The following is a 24,996-nucleotide window of genomic DNA, read 5'->3' on the forward strand; positions in this document are numbered from 1 at the left end:
GGTAGATAGGTAAATTTCTATTTAATTTCAGATGATTTAGACTCCGTCAGAAAAATTCCATCCAATGTTCCCAATCCAGAAAAACTAAAACAATACTTAGGGCTGCCTGTAAATAAAGTCCCAGATCCTTTCGGTATTTACTCTTCATTTTCAGAGATGGCCGAAAGCCGATTATTTGAATTGGCTAAAGAGTATAATGTAGATTGCAATATAGTAAAAAATTCTCTGTCCTATAAAAATGGAGATTATAATTCTCTAATAAAATTATTTCTCGAAAATTTCCCCAGTATAAATAAAATATGTAAAGAGTCCACAGGTTTTTTAAGACAAAGAACCTATAATATTATAATGCCAATTTCTGAAAAAACAGGTAAAGTCCTTGAGCATATTATTATAACAAATATAGATGTTAATAATGGAGAAATAACTTATTATATACCTTCAGATGAAATAGTTAATAAACCCGGACATGAATATGGTGTAGAACTGCAAGAACTTTATCCGGAAGAGGTTTTAGACAAAGAACAAACTGTTTCAGTATTTAATGGCAAAGCAAAACTCCAGTGGAAAGCTGATTGGAGTATGCGTTTACTCTATAGGAATATTCATTTTGAAATGCATGGTGAGGATCTGACAGATTCAGCGTCTGTTGCCCGACAAATCTTTGCCACATTGCATAAACCTGTACCACTTCTTTATAAATATGGCCTTTTTCTTGATGCTTCAGGGAAAAAAATATCTAAATCAAAAGGTAATGGATTCTCTCTGGATGATGCCAAAAATCTTCTTACACACGAAGCCATCCAGACCCACTTATCAAAAGATCCCAAAAAATCCACTAAATTTTATATCGAACAAACACCTAGATTAAACGACCAAGTCAATATCTCCAATAAAAACAAAAAGCGCTTATCTTTTTTTAAAATATCCAGAATATTACAAGCATCAAAACCCACCAATATTTCTTCTGCAAGAAAATTTCTTGATTTATATCAGAAACATGGAGAAACCATATCAGAAAATGAACTTATAATTAGTTATAATTATTATTTAAAGACTAATAAACACAATAACCATGGATTAACAACAACGAGAGAAAAGGATTATTTTTCATTTATCGCCGAATCAATAAAACAAGAAGAAACTTTATCTAAGGAAGATATTTACAAACTTATACTTTCCTCTTTCACAAAATACTTTCCTGAACGTGATTCATCACAAATATGGACATTACTTTACAGAGGATTATTTGGTGACATCTGCGGACCCAGAATTGAAACATGGATAAAAATTAATGATACAAAATATATCATTGAACACTTCACCAAACCCCAAACATTAACATCAGAAAACAAAGAAACTCATAATGAAATAAAAACAACTGAATCTTCCATGAAGATAAATAAAGATAAGGGCAACGAAATAAAAATGACAAAATTACTAAGCAAGATTGACTTCAATCAAATCAAGGAAAAATGTGACGCTCTATCTTTGCAGTTAAAAGAAAATAGGAATGCCCTGATTGATGCCTTATCAGGATATCAATGTAAAATAGTCACTGAAGATGAAATTTATCGATCAGTGGATATCCTGGAAAACATTGATAAAAACAAAGAATATTTCAACCACCATATTTATGGTGTCACCTCATTCCTGCCTCTTAACCAACCCATTTATGCAACTGTCTGTTTTGGTTTCATTCCCTCTCTCATGGCTGAGAATGTTTGTATCCGTCCTCCTACAGCGATGCATCTTCATTATAAAAAGTTTGAGAATGTTATTGATCTCTCAAAAATATCCTCATCACTTTCAATTTCCTATGAAAACAAAGAGCTTTTTTTAAGTAAAAGGGTAAATGTAACTGATGCCGTTATATTTACAGGGACACCAGAAAATGCAATTAAAGTTCGGAAGCATTTCAGGAAAAACACCTTGTTTATCTTAAATGGTGCCGGACATAACCCGTTGGTCATATCAAAGGATGCAGATATAAATACAGCGATTGAAAGCGCCAAACGGGTTGTTCTCTATAATCAGGGACAAGATTGTGCCGGACCCAATGCTATATTAGTACACAATGATATATATGATTCATTCAGGGATAATTTAATTACCCGCTTGAAAGATATTGAAGATAAAGTCGGGGCTTATTCTGATCATAATAATATAGTAGGCCCTAACAGCGATATAGACCATTGTATAAAGATCGCATCAATATTTAAAATAAACCGGGATTATTGTACCTATGGTGGAGAAATAAATCCGATAACTGGCATGATAAAACCCACTATCTTTGAAAAACCTCTTTCTATGGGTGGAAATTACAAAGAATTCTTTGCTCCTGTTTTCTTTTTGCAGAAATATCAACAAGATCAAAATCTAGATGATTATTTCTCCAATCCAAGTTATCCTGCCAATGCTATGTATATTTCTTTATTTGGCACAAGCAATTATATCAGTAATGAATTAAATAAAAAGTTACACTTACCGGAAAGCATACTAAATAATACTGATTTACATTTGGAAGAACATGGTTATCTTCCATACGGTGGACAAGGGCCAGCAGCATCATGCCTTTGGTATGATGGCAATAGAATTAACGGGAGCACGTTACCACAAAGGGATATATATCGATATCTGGTCAAACCACAACTATAGGTAACGAGATAAAAGGTAAAGAGATAAATATGTCATCCAGCTTTAATCAATCATATATGGTGTCCATCATCTTGGGAGCATCTCTCGTAGGATTAGCTATGGGATATACATTGCCAATGGTCAGTTTAAAGCTAGCCGGACAAAAACACACTTCAACACTACTGGGTATCATATCGGCACTGCCTGCTGTAGGAATGCTGTTTTCTTCCATGGCGACCCCCATACTTGCCCGTCTGTATAGTTTAAATAAGTTATTGAGCTTTAGCTTAATATTACTTACGGTTTCAACTTTATTTTCTACTCATTTAAACCAAATATATTATCTTGCTATTCCCCGATTTCTGATGGGGTTTGCCTGTGGCGTCATCGTAGTTATCGGAGAATCATGGGTCAGCGGTAATACCAATGACAAGCACAAAGGAACATTAATGGGACTGTACACCTCAGCATTCACCGGGTGTCAATTGTTAGGGCCATTACTGATTTCAATATTTGGCATCACTTCACTGATTCCTGCAATATTATTGGCCATGCTTGCTCTTCTTTGCATTGCTCTTATATTGATAAATCCTTCTGCATCAATATCATCACAACCAGAAGAAGAAAAAAGCAGGTTTCCCGTATTACCATTAATAATGTCTGCCCCCTGCCTTATCATTGGGGTCCTTTGCTTTTCTTCTTTTGATGCAGTGGCACTCTCCATGTTTCCACTGTATGGCTTGTCATTAGGGATCCCCGAAACAACAACCATGGCGTTGATAACACTAATCTTTCTTGGGGATGCTATTTTTCAGGTTCCTATCGGCTGGCTTGCCGACAGGACCAATTTGAAACGGATGCATATTATTTGTGGCGTGATTTTCACTCTTTCCTTATTAGCATTCCCCTTTACGGTAAATTCCGTTTTTTTATGGATTGATGTCATCATAATGGGAGCATTTGGTGGAGGTATTTATACCCTGTCATTGGTAAGAGCAGGAAAAAAATATTCTGGTCAGATGCTAATTGCCATAAACGCCTTATTTGGTGTCATTTGGGGAATTGGCAGCCTTACCGGTCCCTTAGTAACCGGTGTAGCAATGGATTTATTTAACGAAAAAGGATTTATTATTACCCTTATTTCTATTGGGTTATTGTTTATAGTTTCACACTGGTTTCCAGCAAGACCCATACTTGATAGAAAAGCAGGGTAATAATTCGCTCCCTTCCTCACAGTAAAAAAACAATCAACTCTTAATGAGTCATCTTATCCGTTCTATCACACAACGAAACCTAACAAAATGACAACATATTGCCACTTATGATTCACATGACTGTTTACTGGGTGTACTTTATTTCAAACGGAAAGCAAAAGGCGTTTTTATGACAGGATAACAACATATTCTTTATACCCAGTGAGGTTAATAATGAAAAAGATCAACATATTAATCGCTGTGTTAGGTATTTTGGGATTGATAACACAGGCTCAAGCAAAAATTGGATATGGTATCAGCCAAACAGAAACTGACCCACACCTTACAATCGGAGAGAAAGACGGCGAACCCGCCATTGGCATTAGCATCGTTAATAATGGTGAACTCTACACTGCTTCCTATCTGAAAACGTTGGCTACACGTGACAAGAATGGCGTCTATCGTTTCAAGCTGGAGCATGCTTCAGGTTTTAAAAACCAGTATGCCGATATCGTTCAAGTCCCCAATTCAGAAGTTTACTTCGGTGAATGGGCACAAACTACCCCCGATAAATCGGATAAAACTCATACTGTTTTTTATGCAGGTAAAGATGTAACAACGAATATGCCAAAGGGCGGTACTGCAACCTATACGACGACAGGCATTAGCCAATATAACGGTAATAATCGCCTCTCCGGTGAATTAACCGCAGACTTTGACAGACAAAAACTGACAGGTTCACTAAGCAACAGTTCACGAAAAATAAGCCTTGATGCCGACATAAATAGCGATGCCGGATTTTCAGGTAAGGCCACTGCCGATGATCATATTAATGGCCGCACCGAGGGAAAATTCTTTGGTGATTCAGCCTCCTCTCTGGCTGGTTATGCCACATTTGATAGCGACAGGAGCAAGGATACTGCTTTTGGCGGTACTAAAAAGTAATTGCTAATTTTACAGATAACAGTGCCTGAAATGGCACTGTTATTTTCTCTTCCTCATCTGCTTTTCTTTGCCCTATTTTTTGCCATCTATATTGCTATTCCTTTTCAATAAAATGGGCTTTGTGAGGGTATTTTGCTATGGCTGACAAGAGAAAATTTCCGATATTGCTACTGACTTCATTCCTCGCCTTATCAGCTTATGCCGGTGAAAATATTAACCACAAACTTTGGAAAGAAGCACGGTATAGTCAGAATAATATTCAACAACTTAAAGATATTGGCCAGGCACTGTACCTTGCTATTAACTATCAACAGTGGCAAGACGTTAGATGTCTTCTGGTAGCCTATCAAAAACTGCCCGGGTACGATCCACTACTTGTTGATTTCGCTCAAGGCGGGCTAGCGCGTCTTGAGGGAAATTTGACGCTCGCCGCCTCTTATTACCAAAAAATCCTACGCCAAAAACCGAATCTCACGCGCACCAAACTGGAACTGGCTCGTGTGTATTTTGAAGATCACAAAAACCGGGAAGCTGAACAGTTATTTGATGGATTAAGTAAACAACGCCAATTACCAGAAACGGTTTTGAAAAACATCGACCGTTATATAAAAGCAATAACCCTAAGAAATGGCTGGCGCAGTTCATTCTCATCAGGCTATATCTATAACGATAATATAAATATATCTCCAAATCAGGAACCGATTTGCCTGGTGTTCAGGGAAGATAAATGCGTATATAAACGGAAAGTACCAAAAGCTATCAAAGAATGGGGGATCACTTATAACGCTACGTTAAGCCGCCGTTACCAGCTTGTCGGCCATCACGGTCTTTTTGGTCGCGGACTGATTTATGGTGAAAACTATCACCATTACCACGATGAAAACGAGAATATATTTTCACTGGTCAGTGGCTACAACTATAAAAGCAGGAACCATGACTTATCCTTTGGTCCCCTATTTGAATATAAACAACAGGCAGGAAGTACCAAATACCATGCCTTTGGTGCAAAAATAGAATGGCAGTGGGCTATAACCGCCCGAACCACGCTCAACGTTGAAATTGGACATAAGCAATTGAGTTATCAGTCAGTTTACCGCAGTAAAGATGGTACTCTTTCCTCATCTTATGTCAGCCTATCTCATGCCATCAACAATAGACTGGTTCTGTTTGGTGGCCCTAGCTGGAGTTATCGGAACAATCAACAACCCGCATTACGCTATCAGCAATGGGGAGTCACTGCGGGGATAGCCGGACAGCTTTATTCCGGCATTGATGGCTCGTTGTTTGTCACACTGAAAAAGCAACGCTTTGGGGCCTACAACGCATTATTGGGTGCCAAACGTCAGGATGATGAACAGATCTATACTGCTTCCATTAAATTCCCTGCCACCAAGGTATTAGGTATGACGCCATCTGTAATTTTCCGCCACGTACGTAATCACAGCAATGTGGGCTGGATGTACAGCTATGAGAAAAACGAAGTACAGATACAACTAGAGAAATATTTCTAGCCGAGGCGATGAAACACCCACAGATTAGGTTCAATGTAATAGGCCATCTGTTTTTCAGCATCCACCACCAATGGCACTAAACCGCCCGGAATGATGTATTCCCCGCTTTGCGGAAATTTCATCCCTGTCCACGCCTGCCACTGTTCCACTGTGCCATAAATATCCATAGAACGGAGGGCCGGCTTGATGATTTTTGCACCCAAACGGCAATGGGTGCGGATCCACGGGTCAAACGGTTCGCCTTTGTCATTTTTCCATTCACAATACTGTACAAAATCCTGCAAAGGGTATTGGCTTTTCAAACTTGGCCTGACGGGAACAACCAGCCCATCCAATCCTGCCTCACGAGCGGTTTGTTTTACGCTATTAATAAGTAAAGCAGGCACATTCTGACCTCTGAATTCTGGATCAACCGTTACGGACAGTGCTGACACCATATTGGCTTTTTTCTTTCCCTTTGCCTCTCCACCCGCATGGAACACAGCATCCCATCCCTCATCGGGCAACTGATCTAATGAACTGTATTCCCAGGGAAAGGGGATTGAACTTAGTATCCCAATAAGACGCTCTTCATCTTCTTGTTGCAAAATGGCAAATTTTTGAAAACGGCTGAAATCAGGTTCATATAATTTATGCCAATGTTGTTCAGCAACTGCATCATGATGCATAAATTCAGGCCAATTGCTATAAATAAGCGTATTAATAGCATCTTCAAGATCTGTCCTTTCTTCAGCAGACTGAATAATGATTTTTGCTTCCATGATAAAGCTCCTATTAAAACTCTCTCAGCCAGAGAAATAGAATAATAAGTTAACAATATATCATTACTTTATTCTTTGATATTTAATTTAATCATAGGCGATTACTTCCTACAACAAAGCACTAATTATCCTTAACAAGAAAAAATCAATTCTGATTTAATAAAATTAATTACATGAATATTTATATAATTAACATTTTGTTACCAAAGTTATTATTTGATTGATAATCATATTATTAATAACACAATAATGTTAGGTGATTAAATCTAACTGTATCACATTTTTAGCAAAAATTTAGATTATTCCCTTCTCACCAAAAAGCAAAATAAATAATTAAAATTCAATTAATTGCACAAAAAAACCATCGATAACCCCCACAAAAAACGTTACAAATAGTAATAATTATCATTTACATTATCATTTGAACGGTGTACGTTTTTTTCGCGCAATAACTCAGGCCGCTTTTTAAGATTGGGTAACGAGGGATCCCCCATTCCAAACGAGGATAATCATGAAAAAGATAAACGTATTAGTCGCCGCTTTAGGTGCATTGGGATTTATGGCACAAGCTCAGGCAGCAGTTGGATTTGGTCAGAGCCAGATAGATACCACACCACACATTAAGGTTGGGGCGACTCAGGCTGGTTCAGGTTCTCACGGTGGTGCAGGTGGCGAACCTGGTATTGGTGTCAGTTCCGTTTATGGTGGTCAAATCACTGGCTTTGCCGGTTTGACTCGCATGGCACGTGCTGACAGCAATGGTATTCATAATATTTCAATGGCAGGTGCACCCGGCTCTCACGGCGGTATGGGGGTATTCCATTTCAGTAAAGTTGCCAATGCAGATGTTTACTTTGGTGAATGGTCTCAGACAGGTAAAGCATCAGATAAAACCCATACGGCTTACTATGCAGGCAAGGACGTGACCACCAATATTCCAACCGATGGCACAGCAACTTATACGGTGACAGGTATTAACCAATACAGCGGTGACAATGCACTGTCCGGTACATTTACCGCAGATTTTGGCGAGAAAACGCTGGTCGGCTCACTGGCAAATACTGCGATGACGATAGATGTTAATGCCAATATCGGCTCTGACGCTAAGTTTGACGGCGTGGCCATGACTGATGATTTGATTGGGGAAACCAGTGGTCACTTCTTTGGCGACAGTGCTTCCAGTCTGGCCGGATATACCTCATTTGATGATGATCACTCCAAAGATACTGCTTTCGGTGGTTCTAAACAGTAATCATTAATTTTTCAGAGAGCAGTGCCATTGTTGGCACTGTTTTCTGTTTTATTTATTTCTAATAACGTGGCTTTATGATCCGGTTTCCCGATGTCTGACAACAAAATAGCACCAATATTATCAGCGGCACTGATGGCTCTATGCCTCTCCCTGCCTGTTTATGCCGATGAAGATATTCCACGAAAAATCTGGCAGGATGCACAACATAACCAACAGGAAAATGAAACCAATCTGATTACACCAGATCCTGTTTTCATTGGAAATGATGCTTCATTGATTGTGATTAATGGGCAAACATTTCAGGTTGAAAATAATATTGATGACATCGGTCAGGCTTTATTCCTTGCCATTAACCACCAGCAGTGGGAGGACGTCAGGCGCTTTCTGGCAGCTTACCAAAAACTGTCTGGGTATGATGTTATGTTGGTCAATTTTGCCCAAGGCGGGTTGGCACGTCTTGAGGGAGACTTAGATCTCGCGGCCTATCATTATCAACAGATTCTGAATCAACAACCCGATTTTCCCCGTATCAAACTGGAACTGGCCCGTGTCTATTTTGAGGATCATAAAAATCGGGAAGCTGAGCAACTATTTGCGGGATTGAATGAAGCAAAGCAGTTACCCGAAGCCGTCCTGAAAAACATTAACAGCTATCTGGAAGCGATAGAGCTGAGAAATGGCTGGCGCGGCTCTTTTTCAGCGGGTTATGCCTATAACGATAATGTGAATATGTCTCCTGATCAGGATCCCAGTTGTCAGGAATACAGAGGGGAACAATGCGTCGATTCCCGGAACGTACCCAAAGCCATCAAAGCATGGGGCATGTCTTATGACGCAACATTAAGCCGACGCTATCAGCTTGTTGGTCATCATGGCATTTTTGGCCGCGGCCTGATTTATGGCGAAAATTATCATGATCACCATGATGAAAACGAAAATACGTTCCTGATGGTCGGCGGATACAGCTATAAAAGCAGAAGTCACGATTTCGCCTTTGGTCCTCTGTTTGAATATAAGCAGCGTGCAGGCGATACCTATTACCGTGCCACCGGTGCTAAAACAGAGTGGAGATGGGTATTTACCACTAAGACAGCCCTGAATGTTGAACTTGAGCATAAACAGCTGCGTCATCAACAAAATCTCCGTCGGAAAGATGGTGCTCTTTCCTCAACCTACCTCACCCTCTCCCATGCCATCAGCAAAGACTTTGTGCTGTTTGGCGGCGGCGATTGGCTTTATCGGGGTAATGACCAACATGCCGTCGATCGCTATCAACAATGGGGCGTTCGGGCAGGCGTCGCCGGACAACTCTATCCCGGCATTAATGGTTCACTGTTTGCCACGCTGAAAGAACGCCGTTTTGGCGCTTTCAGTCCAATGCTGAGGGCCAGACGTCAGGATACAGAACAGATCTATACCGCTGTCATTAAAGTTCCTGCCGCTGAAATATGGGGAATGACACCTTCTTTCACTTTCCGCCACCGACGCAATCACAGCAATGTGGATTGGTTGTACAGCTATAACAAAAACGAAGTGCTGATAAGGCTGGAAAAGTATTTTTAATCAAAATCTGATGATTTTTTATTTTTGATGATAATCGACAAACCGAGGCGAGGGATATCAATGGCATACCGAGTTAAAACCCAGTTCACCCCTATCACAATTGCATTGTCACTGGCATTTTCACTGGCAGTACCGCCTCTGTTTGCCGAATCCAAACCGACTGTCACAACTTCAAGCAGCAAGACGGATCTGGGCAAGATTCATGTCACGGATAAAAACGATAAAGATGAAGAGGGTTATAACGCGGTCTATGACAAAGATATCTCCAATATTTATATCGGCAAAAAGGAAATAGAACGCTATAAGGGTACTTCTCCCGCCGATTTAATTAAAGGGGCAGTTGGCGTATACAGCGGTGATGCCCGCAATAGCGGAGCCTTGGATATCAATATCCGTGGAGTGCAGGGACAGGGGCGCATTCCCGTCACCATTGATGGAACAGAACAGGCGATTACCGTAGGACGTGGTTATCATGGAGCCAATAACCGCAACTATATCGATCCAAACCTAATCAGTAGCATCGAAATTGAAAAAGGTCCCTCTCTGAACCGCAGGATTAAAGGTTCAATCGGTGGTGCAGTATCCATCAAAACATTGGGCATTGATGATGTCGTACCGCAAGGAGAAACCTTCGGTATCAATACCAAACTGGAAACCAGTAGTAACTCAGTGAAAGAACGCACGCCTCCGCTGTCATTGGGGCAGGACTACCGCGACATTCCAAATTTTACCCAAAATGGTATCGAAACTGATCCTGCTTTACAGATCACCCCTCATTCATCAAAAGACAGTAACCTGTTCGGTTTCAAGGACAATGCCTTCCGCATCGCAGTGGGTGCACGGCAGGAATATTTTGACCTCATGCTGGCCTATTCTTACCGCCGTCAGGGTAACTATTTTGCCGGCAAAGGCGGTGCCCATCGTTATGACGACCCCATTACGGAATCAGACAGGAAACTAATGAAGGGAGCTCGAACAACACTAGACCCATATCTGCCATTTGCTGCCCGTATCTATCACCCCGGTAATGAAGTTCCCAACACATCCAGTGAAATGCGTTCTGTGCTAATCAAGAATAGCTGGCGTTTCTCTGATGATCAGGCATTGTTATTGGCCTTTCGCAATACCCGCATGGAATTTGGCGATATTATGCCCTCACGCTTGGGTTGGATTAAACCCGAAGAAAATAAAGTTCCCCAATGGCCTCTGGCTAAAGTCCACCAGCAAGCGGCTAACCTGAGCTATAAATGGCAGCCCACAGATAACCCTTATATTGATTTTGACATGAATTTGTGGGCAACCCGCACCACCAGCAATACCAATACTGCTGGTGGATACCCCCGTAGCCCCATTGATAGAGACTGGAATTGGGAAAACGGTCACGGTAAAAGAAATTCTAACATTGATGGCACGTTGATCAATACCGCCGTCACCCATTCCCAGAACAACCGTTGGGGGGTCGATCTCTCCAATAAATTTACCCTACATCCCAGTCTGGATCTGACTTTGATCGGGAATTTCCAACGTGAGCGCCTTAACTCCAATGATGATTACAATTCTAAAAATATGTACTTTTTCCAGTCGCCTGCACGAAAAGGGCAACGGCAGGAAATCAATCTTGCCTTTAACTTTGACTGGCGGCCAACTTCATGGCTGGCATTGAGCGCTGGAGCCAAACGTGTCTCCTATTGGTCTAAAGATGATTTGCTCACCGAACGACGCGCCGCAAGAGATGAACATTACGCAAAACAGAAGGAAATCATTGGGCATGAAATGAGTTACTTACGAACCATGACCGAAGCAGAAGCTGATATGATTCAGAAAAGAGAGCACTATATAAAATCAAACAAAATCTCTCGAATGAGTTTAGCAGAAAGAACTGCGTTCCTTAATAAGATCATAACTGAATACTCTGTTGTTAAGACAGAGAGTATTACTTCACGTAATGGCCTAAAGCATAAAATGGTTAGGGAAACGTTTACTTGGGATTACGATCCCGACAATGGCCAACTCAATAAAAGCGATAACCCCTATTTCAATGGCCAACTGGATATGAATGAAAAGGTTATCGACCCGATAAGCGGTAAAGAAGTCTATAAATATGAATATGGCACAAGAATTGATGCAAATGGCATATCAGGCCCTGCTGTTGACGATCCTTGGGAAACGCCTTCAAAACGCAAGGATCACGCTTGGGCTCCGACCTTCTCTGCTACCGCTTATATTACAGATGATTTCCGTATCTATACCCGTTACGCCGAAGCAGTAAGAATGCCCAGTATTTTTGAAGATACCGTCGGTTTTTCAGGCGCCAAAACTAACCGGGTAGGCCAACAGTTCAAACCTGAACGCGCCAAAACCGCAGAAGTCGGTTTCGTCTATGATTTCAGCCAATTGGTTAATGCAGAGCGCCATGCCGATATTAAACTCTCTTACTACAATACAGTTATTGAGCATGTTTTCGACAGGGATAATACCTATAAATTCTCCCAACTGGACAAACAAAAACTGGCCGGTCTGGAATTACAGGCGCGTTACGATAATGGCAGTTTCTTTACCGATATGGGGCTGGTTTATAACATGAAAAACAAGGTGTGTGACAATAACTCGGTCATGAGAATGGATTCCCAAAATCGCTACGACATTCCTGAATGTATTGATGGCGGTTTTCCCGGTGGTTATTTACGTACCTCCATCCAACCGAAATATTCAGCTAACCTGACCGTCGGCGGACGCCTGCTTGATGAAAAACTGGAGCTGGGCAGCCGGATGCTCTACCACAGCAAGGCAGAAAACAAAGATGAAAAATGGCTGATGAATGCCTTACCGGATGTTTATAAAGGGCAGTCCAACAACCCAATGCGCTGGAACCCGGTATTCACCGTTGATGCCTATATCAGCTATCAAATCACGCCAGATATATCGGTAGAGCTGACGGGCACGAACCTGACCAATCGCTATTATCTCGATCCGTTGACCCGTTCGATGATACCCGCGCCGGGCAGAACCTTTAAACTCAGTCTGACCAGTCAGTTCTAGCGGCTTGTTTTATTAGAGGATCGTATGACCAACGCAGCCATATTGGATAATCCAGTCGCTAATTCTTCACTGATACTCGGAAAGCGCTTTCTGACTGGTATCCTGATTGCCATTTTAGTGCATACCAGTCTGATATGGCTGTTAAACCGACACGCTTCGTATGATGACACTGCCCATCATATCAACAACAACGCTTCTGCGACGGAACTATCCATTACGATGGTGGCCGCCCCATCCCGGGAGAATAAACCGGAACCGGTTTCTCCCCCATCCCCACTTTTGACGGCACCGGAATCACCGACTAAACCGGAAATCGTGCTGGATAAGGCGGTTCACCCTGAAAATAAAGTGGAGAAACCGCTGGACGCCAACAAGCCGAAGAAACGCCAAAAACAGCAGAAAGAAAAGCCGCAAGAAGTGGCAGAGAAGAAACCGGTTCAATCACCACAAGTACAGAAAGATAATCATACAGAGCAACAAACCAATGGCAGCGATCAAATTAATTCAGAAAGCAGTATAAGCCGGGCTACAACTTCACAGCCTTTGGTGGGGCAAGGAAATAGTGCCGTAGATAATTACCACGCAAGACTGCGGCAGGAAATTGAACGCCACAAAGATTATCCCCGCAAAGCAAAAAGAATGAAGCAAGAAGGGACAGTCACGATCAACTTTACCCTGCTTAATGATGGTACATTAAGCGCTGCCAGCGTGGGGAGTTCTTCCGGTAACAGCACATTAGATAACGCCGCACTCAATGCGGTTAACCGCGCCAATTCCGTTGGCCCCAGACCTGCCGGCATGGAACCGGATGTGACATTAACACTCGATTTTACGTTGAGATAAATCAATCCTCGCTCCCAAAGGGAACGAGGATTTCGTCATTGTGGCTAACCTTTATGCTCCACACCCATCCCCGCCATCAATCACCAACCCTTGGGCCGTAATCATGGCTGCGTCTGAAGAAATGAAAAACATCACGGCACCGGCAACATCCTCAGGGCTGACCAATCGTTTCAGCGGGAGCCTTTTTTCGATACGCCTGAGTAAAGCCGAAGTTGAACATCCAAGCAGTTTTGCCTGTGGCTCTAACCCTTCCAGCAACATGGGTGTATTTACCCAAGAAGGCAATACCGCATTGACGGTAATCTGCCTTTCCGCCAAATCCAACGCCAGCGATTTCGTTAACCCAAGCAAAGCATGTTTTGATGCACAATAAGCACTATTGTGTTTCTTTCCTGCCTTACCAAGAATAGACGAAATAATGACAATTCTGCCTCCAGAAATGATATCCGGCACAACATTCGACAATAAGCGTTGGACTGAATGCAGATTGGTCGCCAATATCGAATCCCAAATATCATTATCACAAATTTCATTGTCATGATCTTTACCATGGCTAATAACTATTCCCTGTAATTTGATCTCCTTAAGCAAGGGCATCAATTGATTAGCTATGGCGTTTTCATCAACTAAATTAATTTGAATTGTCTCAATTAAATCCGGAGATTGTTCCGCCAGTTTATTTAAGCCTTCGTGATTAATATCAATAGCAATAATATGATAGCCAGCCGTCAGCAATTTCTGGCAGACCGCATAGCCTATTCCACTGGCAGCACCCGTTACAATAAACGTCAACATGACATTTTCCTTCATTAACTCAATGCAAGACCACCGTTGACATTAATTACCTCTCCCGTCATGTAATGATTTTCCATCAGGAAATGAACTGCCGAGGTAATTTCGCTGACAACACCGACGCGTTTGAGCAATACTTTGCTATTAATTAATTCTTTATGTGTTTTTAATAGGTTCTCTGACATCTCTGTTTGAATAATCCCGGGAGCAATCGCATTGACCCGAATATTCTTGGGTGCCACTTCAACGGCAAGCGCCTTTGTCAGTGATTCTATTCCACCTTTAGTCGCAGCATAGATTGATTGCCCTTTATTAGGCCGTTGGGCTGAAATGGATGAGATATTGATAATATGCCCATGACGCTGCGGAATCATTGCCTTCAAGACTTCGCGGCTACACAGGATATAACTTAATAAGTTGTTGTTTATCAATAACTCAATATCTTTGGTTTCCATCGTTGCCAATAACCCGTCCCTTGTAATCCCGACGTTATTGACCAGAAGGTCAATGCAGCCGAATGCCTCGCCCACGGTGTTAATAAATGCGCTGACGTCCTCTGCCTTGGCAAGATCCGCTCTTACAGGCAGGGTATCGGGAAAGTCACGTGTGACTTGGGCGATAAAATCGGCGGTTTGAGGGGTATCATGGCGATAACAGAAAGCGACCCGATATCCCTTATCTAACAAACTCAAAACCACCGCCCGACCAATACCTTTGCTGCCGCCAGTGACAATGGCACAGGGAGCAGCAGATTCCGGCGTGGATGTTATTTTATCCCTGATATTCTCACTCATAAGCTGGAATTCCCTTTGATTTCAGAGAGGGTAAAGTGGTGTTTCCTGGCAAGTGCCATAATGTCGAGAACTTGCTTCGCGGAAATATTCCCGTATGAGAAATTTCCTTTGTACTGTTCCAGTGCCAGTAAAATGGTTTCCGTCATACAAGCATAAAGCTGACCTTCCCCCAAGTAGGCTCTGACTCTGGGATCAAGACTGTCATGATAAGGCGTCTGGACAATGCCGCCCCGCAGAATTTGGATATCAGGTCGGTTAATTAAATCGTCATCAGACAGGTTGTGCGGCACCGAAATATCACAAACAATGCCCCCTGTTTTTATCTTATCTACCGGAATAAAGGCTTCTGAAGCATTAGCGGCACAGACAATGACATCACAATGCTCAATATCAGAAATATTCTGGGAGATACGAATGAAGGCTTGATCAGCATGGTGCTGGTTCAGGTAGTGATCTATCGCCTCACCCACCGGTTTTCCTGTGAGGAAATTCGCTGGCATTAATGAAAGGCAATCCACTACACGTTTTGCCAATCCTCCCATAACAGGCTGGGAATTAACCACAAATTGTTCATAGATGTTTTGATAAATCTGGTATTTCACTTCATTCAGTTTTTTCACTGAACCATGATTATTACTGCCAACCAGTACCATTTCCTGAGATTGTGGCCCCAGAATTTCGGCATAAACCCGACCGATATTTCCCGCTGCCCCAATCACTGCTATGCGCATTTGGGTAATATCCTGATGCAACATGCTTTTTTGTAAGGCTTCAATCCCCATCCCCACAGTCAGAGCATTGCCCGTCGTCACGCTTATCTGGTTATTTTTTACTGATTTACCATTGTTAGTAATGATTGAAGTAAACATGCCTAACCCAACCACGGTATTACCGGCTTGCGCAGCCTGAGCAACACGAATATCAATTTCATGCCGCAGCCTCTCTAAATCATTTTGTGCCAGTGCTGACTTGATCATTTTTGAGGTCACCGGGATCGGATACAGCGTAAAACTCACCGATTGACCATTAGCCGAGCGAATACGTGCGGGTTTAAACGGTTTGGTTGCAAGATTAAAGCTGGTATTTTCAACAAATAACGCCATTTCTTCGTCGCTGAACAGAGCAAAAGAAGGATCAACTTCTTTCAGCCAATCCGCCGAAATCAAATGATTCACAAAAGCGGCCTTATAATCGGCTTCACTGTCATCTTCTTTATCCTCATTTCTGCGGCGATAATCCGTAATAATGGATGGAAGTGACTTCCCAAGCAGAGGCGCGACAATAAAGCCAGCGTTGGCATGATGAACAGCCAGACAAATGCGGGAAAGTGCTTCAATAAAACGGATAACCTGTGGAAGATCCAAAAATACGGAAGGCTCTACACGAATTACGTTAGCTGCACTACCGGAAGGTGCTACCCGAATATGGCTGCCACACAGTAAATGCCCGCTGATCACATAACCCAATCCGCTTTGTACTGAGATATTTTGCAAAATGTAGGAATCTGAATTAACCACATCATAAAACTCGACTCCCCAAATCAATCCCTTTCCGCGAACTTCCCGAATAACATCAGGGTATTGTGCTTTTAAATCCTCCAGTCGCGTTTTGAATTCATTTCCCAGTTGGGTGACTTGCGTCAGCAGCTTACGCTGATCAGCATGCAGCAGGTTTATATAATCAAGCGCAACACGACAAGAGAAATCATCTTCGCCAAATGTTGAACTTTGGATTAAATCGAATCCGGGAGTAAAACTTTCCTGACGGATAGCAACCACCCCAATTTTGACATATCCACCCCCCAATGCTTTGGAGAGCACATAATAATCTGCATCAATGCCCACATCACTCGAAGCGACCAAGAATCCACACCGCCCTGATCCCGCCTGTACTTCATCAGCAATAACCGGGCACCCAAGGATTTGTTTTAACCGGTTGATGCCAGCCACTTGTTCTGCATTGAGGGGATAAACGCCGCCTTCTCCCTGAACGGGTTCTACCAGCAGTGCCGCAACGGTTCTGACTCTCTTTTTGCTCAAAACAATCTGACCGTTCACTTCCTGCGGCAACCATATCCAACCATTTAAAATGTCATTGGTTTTTTCCCCCATTTCGGCAAATTCCGCCAATTGGGCAGAAGAGAGGAAATGCGTGTTAATTTTCAGCCGCTTCAAATAATCGCGATACATGCCACCATGTGTGCAGTTCGCTGTCACCATCATCTTTCCATGAAAAGCATGTTCAAGAGCGAGGAAAACCGGCTTTGAATCTAACTGAGCTTGATTGAATGCAGACAAAGCCAGCTTAATCTCTTGAGCCGTAGGGTTTTCTTCCAGCCGTAATTGCTGTTTCTGTTCTTGCGTCAGGACTATCTCAGCCCCGTGTTCCAGTATGTTGGCAGCCTGAGCCACTTCCTGCTCTAGTGCAAGCAGTTGTGCATTACGTGTAAATTCGACACTTTTCAATGCAACTTCCATTGATTCTGCTCCCGTACTGGCAAAGCAGAATACAAAATCGCCACGGGTTGCAGTTTCTTCTTTCAACAACGCATTCAGTCTTTCTGCCAATAACGCAGCGGGCTTTCTGATAGAAAATTGGTTATGAACCGGTATTTCTTCATCAAGATAGCTTTTGATTTTTTCTCTGATGACAGGGGAATTGTGCCCGAGTAATGTCGCACCATATCCTCCCAGAAGATCCAATACCTCAATTTCCTGTCCATCTTCATTTTTGTAATAGAGAAAATTTCCAGAAGCCCGGTGGTAAGTCTTGTTTAAACCAATAGAAGCCAAAGCACGGGTAAGCAGAGGCTTACAAAATGCAGCATAACTTTCCATAGTGAACCCTATTGTTAATTAAAATTTTCAATCAATTCTGTTGAGGACATAACTTCAGCTATGTCATTGATAAAACTTAGTGTTTCGGCGGAATAATGTCCTTCATGATACAGACGGCTCAGAGAGGCAATATCGATAATCGGGTAATCTTCCTGTGCTGAACGGGTTAAAATGAAGGTAACGCCAAACTCAACAAACGTTTCAGAAGCATCAGATTGCGGAGCATCGCCAACTTTCCCCATACCGGAAGCCACAACTAACGCATAATCAATGACTCCGTTATTCAGCAATAGCTCCGCTTCTTTAAACGCAGAGAGCAATCCCATATTTCCACGAAGAAACGAAGCACAATCCCCCTGAAGGCCCAGTTCCTGAGAAAGCACACCCAGCAGGTTATTACTGAGCGACAGGGTGATTAAGAAAGGGTTGACCCGCTCCGATGTCCACATAGCCTGATAAATATCATTTACACTTTTTATCCCATCGGGTTCCCATTCCGGCAGCAGTTCACAAGGCATTGGATGAAGGTAGCCATATTGGGTGGCATACAATCCGAATTTTATTGTGGGATCGTCAATGTTCAGGCCCGCTGACAACAATAGCTTTCTGGTTGAAATCAGGCATTTTTCCGCCCCCCGGGAATAAAAACGCCTGAGTTTTCTTTTTTTAATCAATGCCCTGCCATCCTTGTCAGAACCCGAACGATTAAATTGTGGGTGATCACAGTTCAGGTGATAACCCATGAGTTGGATTTTTTTACTTTCCATCATATTCCCCAATGACCAGACACGAATTAATGCCACCGAACCCAAACGAATTTGTTATCGCGTTGTGCACAGGCGCAGACCGCCCTTGTTGTGGAACGTAATCCAAATCACAGAGAGGATCAGGGACTTCAAGGTTGATGGTGGGGGGAATAAAATGTTTTTTCACAGTCAAAACCGTTGCCACGGCTTCTACCGCCCCCGCAGCCGCGATCCAATGCCCCAACATGGATTTGATTGATGATACTAATGGCGGTTGAGTGCCAAAAATGCGTTTGATAACTGACGTTTCCAGTTCATCATTCAGGGGAGTGGATGTGCCATGGGCATTGATATAATCAATCTGGTGCAGCTGCAATCCACTATCACTGATAGCCTGCCTGATGGCGCTTTCCGCGCCGATACCATCGGGATGGGGAGCAGTCAGTTTATAGGCATCAAGGGAAGCACCATACCCTTTAATCTCAGCATAAATTTTGGCTCCCCTGCGCAGTGCGCTTTCTTCACTCTCAAGCACCAAAAACGCCCCGCCTTCACCCGCAACCAGCCCACTGCGATGTTTATCAAAGGGGCGACAAAGCTTGCTTCCCCATTTTTCTGTTACGGCCGTTGCCCCCAATAAATTCAATCCGACTAATGTACGCAGGCTAATGACGGAATCTGCCCCACCCGCCAGCATGATAGAAGCTTCCTGTCTTTTGATGGCCTGACATGCCAACCCAATGGCATGCGTTGCGCCAGCACACGCCGCATTCAGATTGGCAACAGGCCCGGTTAACCCAAATCGGCGGGCAATTGCCATGACCATGCCATCATTACTGCATCTTATGCCGGAATAGGGATTCAGATTATTACGTTGCTGAAACATAGCCTGCATGACCGAGCCATTATGATGACGCCCCAGATGTCTGTCATTTTCAGTGACATCAGCGATTCCGCTGCATCCATAAATCCCCATGCGTTCCTCAGCCAACAACCGTGGTTCCAACGCTGCATCTTCCAATGCCTTCGCGGCGGCAATCACGCCCATCACACCACGTTTGTCTGTGATGCCTGTCTCCGGCAAGTAGCCGGAGTTCCGGGCAAGCAATGCATCAAAATCAATTTGGGCCGCATATTTGATTGGCAACGTCCCATTATCCGCAAACATTAACGGCTTGACGGCAGACTCTCCATCACACAGCCTTTTCCAGAAATCCTCAATATCAGTCCCGAAGGCACTGACGATCCCTATACCTGTGACCATCACACGATGTTCAGAAATCATCACTGTTCTCCTCCGTTAAGCATCCCCATGCGAAGTAAAATGGCGGTACATTGATTTTCCAGCCCATGAACCAATATCCATGTCAAACCAGAAGAGTGCTGGCTGCGGGCATTTCGACTAACGTTATCGATAGCCGTGCCTTTTTTATGTATCTCAATCGCCAGATTAATCGCGACAAAAGGAGCCGCTGATCCGCAGTATCCCAATGCCTTATCAAGATTAAACTGCGCCGCAGACGGGAACGTGTCATAAACCTGCGCCGTAAACTCATCTGTGATTTTCCCGACATGGATTATTTGAGCGGGTGAGCTATTTTCCTCCGACACCTTTTCTTCCGACATCTTTTCCCCCGACATCCAAGCCAGAAGACGCCCAACGTGATCACGATGGAGAAGGAGAGTGCGAAACACCTGAGAAATTTCACTGTCCGCATGATGGCTATCTTCGTGCAACGTAATAAATGAAGCTGCTTCTGCGGGTATCCACGGAACACCTTTAATGAGATTCTCATACGCAAGGTAATACCATGTGGAGATTTTCTGGCTACCTCCCCCACATAACACAAACTGGCTGCGTTTTTCTTTGATACTGTAATAACCTTCCAAAAGGGCATTTCCCCCGGCATCGACATGAGGAGAAAAGAATCCATTATCTCCAGTAATATCAAGATGCTGAGAGAGATGGCTGGCCGTTGAAGTATTTAACAGTGTCAATCCCATCAATGGGGGCGTTTCAACTAATGCCTTTACAACATAATCCTCATCATCTTTTGCATCAAAAGCGATGGGAGTTGAACTGTCGTCGGCATCACTGGTTCCCAGTCCGATGAATAATCCGCGTTGCTCAGGGGAAAACCTGTCGCCAATACTGTTTTCCCAAGTCTTAATTCCCGTATAGAGCACCCATCTGCTTTGTGCATTCGCAACCCGCCGGACAATCTTATCCATACGGGGCATGGCAAAAGCGGTTTCATCAATGCACCGTTCACCTAAAATATTGGGCAAATGTGAAGGATCGGCTGGCAAATGAACGTCTGGTATCCTGCCATGAATAATGTCATCCACACTCAGGCCATCGGGAAGCAAACTCGTTCCACTGGTAATATAAATACCCATGATTTACCCCCCTGCCCGTTTCAAGATCAAACTGCTATTTTCCCCGCCAAAACCAAAGGAATTACTCATGATGTAATTGACGGACATAGCTTTTGCTGAATTGTTGATATTGATAACGCCATCCATTTTTCCTAAATCAGAAAAATTTAAACTGGGAAGAATGAGTCCATTTTTCAGTGTCTCAATGGAAAGTATGGCCTCCAATAACCCACTCACGGCGAGTGAGTGCCCTGTCGCTGATTTGGTGGATATAACCGGAGGATTATGGGAGAAAAGCGCATTAATCGCTTTGCTTTCCGCGAGGTCATTACTCACCGTGGAAGTGCCGTGAGAATTAATATGGTCTATCTCTTCCGGTAATAATCCCGCTTCTTGCAACGCCGCAGACATACAGTCGAGATAATATTGACCAGATAAGTCAGTGGAGGTCATTTTATATCCCTCAGACAGGCGGGATATTCCGACAATTTCTCCCAATATTGGCGCTTTTCTGGCAATAGCATGAGAACAGCGCTCTACAACTAAAAACGCAGACGCATCGGCCAGAACACAGCCTGCTCTGTCTTTATCGAAAGCCCGTGAAGATTGATGTAAATCCGCAAACTTACCGTTATAAAGTGCCCTGACTTTTTTAAACAATACCTGCATGATCGGATGGGTGGCTTCTTCTGAGGCACCCACCAATGCGATATCAAGCTTGCCACTTTTGAGATTCTGATATGCGGAATAAAGCGCACTCATACCTGCAATACAGGCGTCACTGTAAACCTTTGGCAAAGCCGGAACATGCAAACGCTTCGCCAGCTCTTCGACAACTTCATAAGGGGGCACTAATGCCCCAAGATGTTCAATATCAATATATTCTGATGACTGAAATCTTTCTTCATTGGCGCAATGAGACAAGGATTTACTGTCAAGAAACATCTTATTATTGGCAAAGAATAATTCACAGTTAGCTTGATTCAGTACTTCATCTGTTAATCCTGCCATGCGCAGACTATTTTCTGCTGCACTATAGGCCATCAAAAAAACACGATTATTGGATAATTGTCCTGCAAAACTGAATTGACTACGTAACCTATCTATATCTTCCGACGATAACTTGGCACTAGGAATGTTTGTTATTCCATATTCCTTTAATAGCTCATCTTCACAGATAAGTGATTTCCCTTCTGCCAATGAATTAAATAAATCACTTGGGCAATCATGATTACGAACAATCAAACCATAACCGGTTACAACAATTTTATCTGTAGGGACACCAGCCATAGTTATTTCCACCTTAATAATATGCTATTAAAGCCGAACTTTTTCTATTTATATGCAAAAATAAAAAGTTATTTGTTTTTATACACTCAGAGTTAACCTTATGATTTAACCTGAATATCTGAACAATATTTTTCTATTTCGCCAATAATGAGCTCATCGGCCGTTTTTCCATTAGATTCACACACTGCCTGACATAATGAAGCCCAGTTGTGTACATTGGTTTCACCAAATACATCACCCAGCGTATTAATCGTTTCCAACTGCTCCTCTGTATAGCTATAACAGCTACTAATGAGCAATCCCTTACCTTCTGATGTGAGGACATCCCCATTCAACAGCCTTGATAATACACTTTCAGAGAGAATTTCCTGGGCATGAGCAAAAACACTTTTTGTCGGCATCGTTATTTTAAACTTTTTACCCAAATTAAATGACAAATCGATAACATCTAAAGAATCAGCGCCCAGTTCATTAATCAATGAAGAATTTTCTTTAATGTTATTTTCTTCCATAAAAAGAATAGAGGAAAGCTCCTCACATACAGCAGAGACATATTTATTCATACAGCACCCGTTCCAAATTAAATAGTTAGTAATTAACACCAAGGAGAATATTAAATTCTCACAACTCGTTTATTTGTGTCAATTAATAAAAACTCTTTATAACAACAAAAATAATTACGCCAGGAATTAATTTTCAAATAGTTAATTTAAAAGTAATAATTTGTCTCTTAAAGAAGAGCCATCAATCAAAACGATCTCATTCAACCCTTTGTTTTTAATAAAAAACACCCATAAAGAATATTGCTAATAGAAAAAATAATTCATCAGAAACATCAATGCCAATTTATTTATAAACGATGAAAAATATCTGCAATCGGCTTAATTTACCACACAAAATGAAAATTATTCACATTCAATACAACACATTAATAACAAGGCCATAAATTACAACTTCACAATTAAAAACAATAAGACAAATCCCATAAAAAATTACTAATTGACCTTTTGTTAACCAGGATCAATATTGAAATTGGAAGTGTTATATTATTTTATTATTATCAAGATCTGCTAGTGATTTAATCTATAATTATCGTCTTTGTCACATATGCTGTATTGGAGTTGTTGGAATAACACCAAATCCAACCTAACGATCAACATGACTAACAAGGAATTGGTCGTAGTATTGCGCTCAAGTTAGCCAAAGAAGGGGCTAATCTTTCTCTGGTAGCTCTCAAAATTGATAAGCTCGGAGAAGTGAAAAAAAAGTTGAGAGTTTTGGTGTCAATGCCGGCATTGTGCAGGTAAAACCTATCTCTGATGTGCAACCAGAAGACTTAAACAAAATCATCGATTATATATTCAGCAACCAAATTTGCCGTACGCGTTCTGGCCCAATCAGCAGCCAAAGAATATGCCGATGCTGGTATCACCGTGAACGCATACTGTCCAGATATTGTCGATACGGATATGTGGAGAGAAATAGACGAGCGTTTTTTGGGGTTTTTATCAAAACAGACTTACTCAAACCTTCCCGCCATACGGTAAGTCATCTCGATTGGGAGATGTATGTTACTCTTCTTTTCAAATTGAAGTGTCAGCGCTAATCTGGACTAATACAATTAATAGGATGGAAAATATCTACCCAGTACATTTCCTTTGTCAATTAAAACAATAGGTTGTTTTTTTCTTATGATGCCAGTTAAGTTTCTTTTGAATTCTGTTTTCGAAATTTTTAATAGAGTACGCTGTTGTAAGTACGTTTCAACACCGTTATTACTCAGCAGCCAATTTAATTGATCGTATACATAGCTATTTTTGTAACTTTTCAATCTCGATTTAGACAGCCATCCCAAAAGTTCCTGTGCGTTATCATGGATTAAATTCAACCTCGATAAAGAGTCAATAATATCCACTGGCGCTTTTTGCAATAAATTCCGTTGCTTGTTCTGGCGATAACGAATTTCTTCATATAGATCCCCTTGTTTCCAGATTGGTTCAAAGTGAGCTATACGATTCCTCAGTGAGCCAATCATTTCTAACCGCCCATATAATTGATCTTGATGTTTGCGTTTTTTCCAATAATCAGGCGATCTATAGCGATGGTAAGGAAGCATCCTTGGTATCAGAAGATCCCAAGGTACAGGGTTACCCTTTTTATCATTTTTCACATCCAGAATTTTAGGCCAGAATCCGTCATTCTGAATTTGTTCATAGTCGAAAAGTTGCATCAATTTAGTCCGTTTCGTATAATTAGTCTGTAAGCGCTTAGACCTATTTTCAGGTAAGCTCTCTAAGGACAGCTCCTGCGAACTAAGTTGCAATGAGTTTATCAAGAAAGCCCGCTATTAGCCTGTCTCTTGATCACATCTCTAGCTCAAGAGACTGTGCAAGCAGGTACCCCTCAAGGAGGGT

The 24,996-nt window shown here is 42.2% G+C and carries 18 protein-coding genes and 1 pseudogene; 9 read left to right on the forward strand and 10 right to left on the reverse strand.

What is annotated here, in order from left to right:
• Window positions 1-24: 24 nt before the first annotated feature.
• The 4 genes from AB204_RS17525 (at window position 25) to AB204_RS17540 (ending at window position 6,286) form a co-directional block, all read left to right on the forward strand.
• On the forward strand, window positions 25-2,658 hold the full coding sequence (locus AB204_RS17525) for an aldehyde dehydrogenase family protein (protein ID WP_268802307.1): 2,634 nt from the start codon (window positions 25-27) through the stop codon (window positions 2,656-2,658).
• A gap of 29 nt (window positions 2,659-2,687) precedes the next feature.
• Window positions 2,688-3,851, forward strand: coding sequence for an MFS transporter (locus AB204_RS21610; protein WP_047964672.1), 1,164 nt, complete (start codon window positions 2,688-2,690; stop codon window positions 3,849-3,851).
• A 213-nt stretch (window positions 3,852-4,064) separates the two neighbouring features.
• The gene (locus tag AB204_RS17535; RefSeq protein ID WP_047964673.1) at window positions 4,065-4,775 is read left to right on the forward strand and encodes a Slam-dependent surface lipoprotein; all 711 of its coding nucleotides are present in this window, start codon (window positions 4,065-4,067) and stop codon (window positions 4,773-4,775) included.
• 137 nt (window positions 4,776-4,912) lie between these two features.
• Window positions 4,913-6,286, forward strand: coding sequence for a porin family protein (locus tag AB204_RS17540; RefSeq protein ID WP_047964674.1), 1,374 nt, complete (start codon window positions 4,913-4,915; stop codon window positions 6,284-6,286).
• Here AB204_RS17540 and AB204_RS17545 read toward each other — a convergent pair.
• The gene (locus AB204_RS17545; protein ID WP_047964675.1) at window positions 6,283-7,047 is read right to left on the reverse strand and encodes a GNAT family N-acetyltransferase; all 765 of its coding nucleotides are present in this window, start codon (window positions 7,045-7,047) and stop codon (window positions 6,283-6,285) included. The two genes, AB204_RS17540 and AB204_RS17545, sit on opposite strands and share 4 nt — an antisense overlap.
• 511 nt (window positions 7,048-7,558) lie before the next feature.
• On the opposite strand from AB204_RS17545, the gene AB204_RS17550 reads away from it, so the two are divergent.
• The 4 genes from AB204_RS17550 (at window position 7,559) to AB204_RS17565 (ending at window position 13,744) form a co-directional block, all read left to right on the forward strand.
• On the forward strand, window positions 7,559-8,299 hold the full coding sequence (locus AB204_RS17550; protein WP_047964676.1) for a Slam-dependent surface lipoprotein: 741 nt from the start codon (window positions 7,559-7,561) through the stop codon (window positions 8,297-8,299).
• Between the two features lie 90 nt (window positions 8,300-8,389).
• On the forward strand, window positions 8,390-9,862 hold the full coding sequence (locus AB204_RS17555) for a porin family protein (protein ID WP_047964677.1): 1,473 nt from the start codon (window positions 8,390-8,392) through the stop codon (window positions 9,860-9,862).
• 60 nt (window positions 9,863-9,922) lie between these two features.
• Complete coding sequence (locus tag AB204_RS17560) at window positions 9,923-12,901, forward strand: TonB-dependent receptor domain-containing protein (RefSeq protein ID WP_047964678.1); 2,979 nt, start codon at window positions 9,923-9,925, stop codon at window positions 12,899-12,901.
• Window positions 12,902-12,925: 24 nt separating this feature from the next.
• A complete protein-coding gene (locus AB204_RS17565; protein ID WP_047964679.1) occupies window positions 12,926-13,744 on the forward strand; it encodes an energy transducer TonB in 819 nt (272 codons plus the stop codon).
• 51 nt (window positions 13,745-13,795) lie between these two features.
• Here the strand turns inward: AB204_RS17565 and AB204_RS17570 are convergent, their stop codons facing one another.
• The 8 genes from AB204_RS17570 to AB204_RS17605 all read right to left on the reverse strand — a co-directional run bounded on the left by AB204_RS17570 (window position 13,796) and on the right by AB204_RS17605 (window position 23,145).
• Window positions 13,796-14,539 carry an SDR family NAD(P)-dependent oxidoreductase gene (locus AB204_RS17570; RefSeq protein ID WP_047964680.1) on the reverse strand — a complete coding sequence of 248 codons (744 nt, stop codon included), beginning with the start codon at window positions 14,537-14,539 and terminating at the stop codon, window positions 13,796-13,798.
• A gap of 14 nt (window positions 14,540-14,553) precedes the next feature.
• Window positions 14,554-15,330 carry an SDR family NAD(P)-dependent oxidoreductase gene (locus AB204_RS17575; protein WP_047964681.1) on the reverse strand — a complete coding sequence of 259 codons (777 nt, stop codon included), beginning with the start codon at window positions 15,328-15,330 and terminating at the stop codon, window positions 14,554-14,556.
• Entirely contained in the window at window positions 15,327-18,167 is a 2,841-nt protein-coding gene (locus AB204_RS17580; protein ID WP_047964682.1) for an aminotransferase class III-fold pyridoxal phosphate-dependent enzyme, read from the reverse strand. The genes AB204_RS17575 and AB204_RS17580 overlap by 4 nt, the downstream gene beginning before the upstream one ends.
• Window positions 18,168-18,181: 14 nt before the next feature.
• Window positions 18,182-18,937: a beta-ketoacyl-[acyl-carrier-protein] synthase family protein gene (locus AB204_RS17585; protein ID WP_161796580.1), complete on the reverse strand. Its 756-nt coding sequence runs from the start codon at window positions 18,935-18,937 to the stop codon at window positions 18,182-18,184.
• Window positions 18,924-20,198: a beta-ketoacyl-[acyl-carrier-protein] synthase family protein gene (locus AB204_RS17590; RefSeq protein WP_047964684.1), complete on the reverse strand. Its 1,275-nt coding sequence runs from the start codon at window positions 20,196-20,198 to the stop codon at window positions 18,924-18,926. The genes AB204_RS17585 and AB204_RS17590 overlap by 14 nt, the downstream gene beginning before the upstream one ends.
• Window positions 20,198-21,313: a hypothetical protein gene (locus AB204_RS17595; RefSeq protein ID WP_047964685.1), complete on the reverse strand. Its 1,116-nt coding sequence runs from the start codon at window positions 21,311-21,313 to the stop codon at window positions 20,198-20,200. The genes AB204_RS17590 and AB204_RS17595 overlap by 1 nt, the downstream gene beginning before the upstream one ends.
• A gap of 3 nt (window positions 21,314-21,316) precedes the next feature.
• On the reverse strand, window positions 21,317-22,582 hold the full coding sequence (locus tag AB204_RS20940; RefSeq protein ID WP_053067941.1) for a beta-ketoacyl synthase N-terminal-like domain-containing protein: 1,266 nt from the start codon (window positions 22,580-22,582) through the stop codon (window positions 21,317-21,319).
• A 98-nt stretch (window positions 22,583-22,680) separates the two neighbouring features.
• Window positions 22,681-23,145 (reverse strand): acyl carrier protein, encoded by a 465-nt coding sequence (locus tag AB204_RS17605; protein ID WP_072061470.1) that lies wholly within the window; start codon window positions 23,143-23,145, stop codon window positions 22,681-22,683.
• Window positions 23,146-23,754: 609 nt separating this feature from the next.
• Between AB204_RS17605 and AB204_RS23870 the strand changes: the two are divergent.
• A pseudogene (locus AB204_RS23870) lies at window positions 23,755-24,078 on the forward strand (SDR family NAD(P)-dependent oxidoreductase); the annotation flags it as partial.
• 125 nt (window positions 24,079-24,203) lie between these two features.
• On the opposite strand, the gene AB204_RS17610 reads toward AB204_RS23870, so the two are convergent.
• A complete protein-coding gene (locus tag AB204_RS17610) occupies window positions 24,204-24,812 on the reverse strand; it encodes a hypothetical protein (protein ID WP_047964686.1) in 609 nt (202 codons plus the stop codon).
• Window positions 24,813-24,996 lie beyond the last annotated feature (184 nt).

The sequence above is a fragment of the Xenorhabdus khoisanae genome (assembly GCF_001037465.1).
GTDB classification, from domain to species: Bacteria; Pseudomonadota; Gammaproteobacteria; order Enterobacterales; family Enterobacteriaceae; genus Xenorhabdus; species Xenorhabdus khoisanae.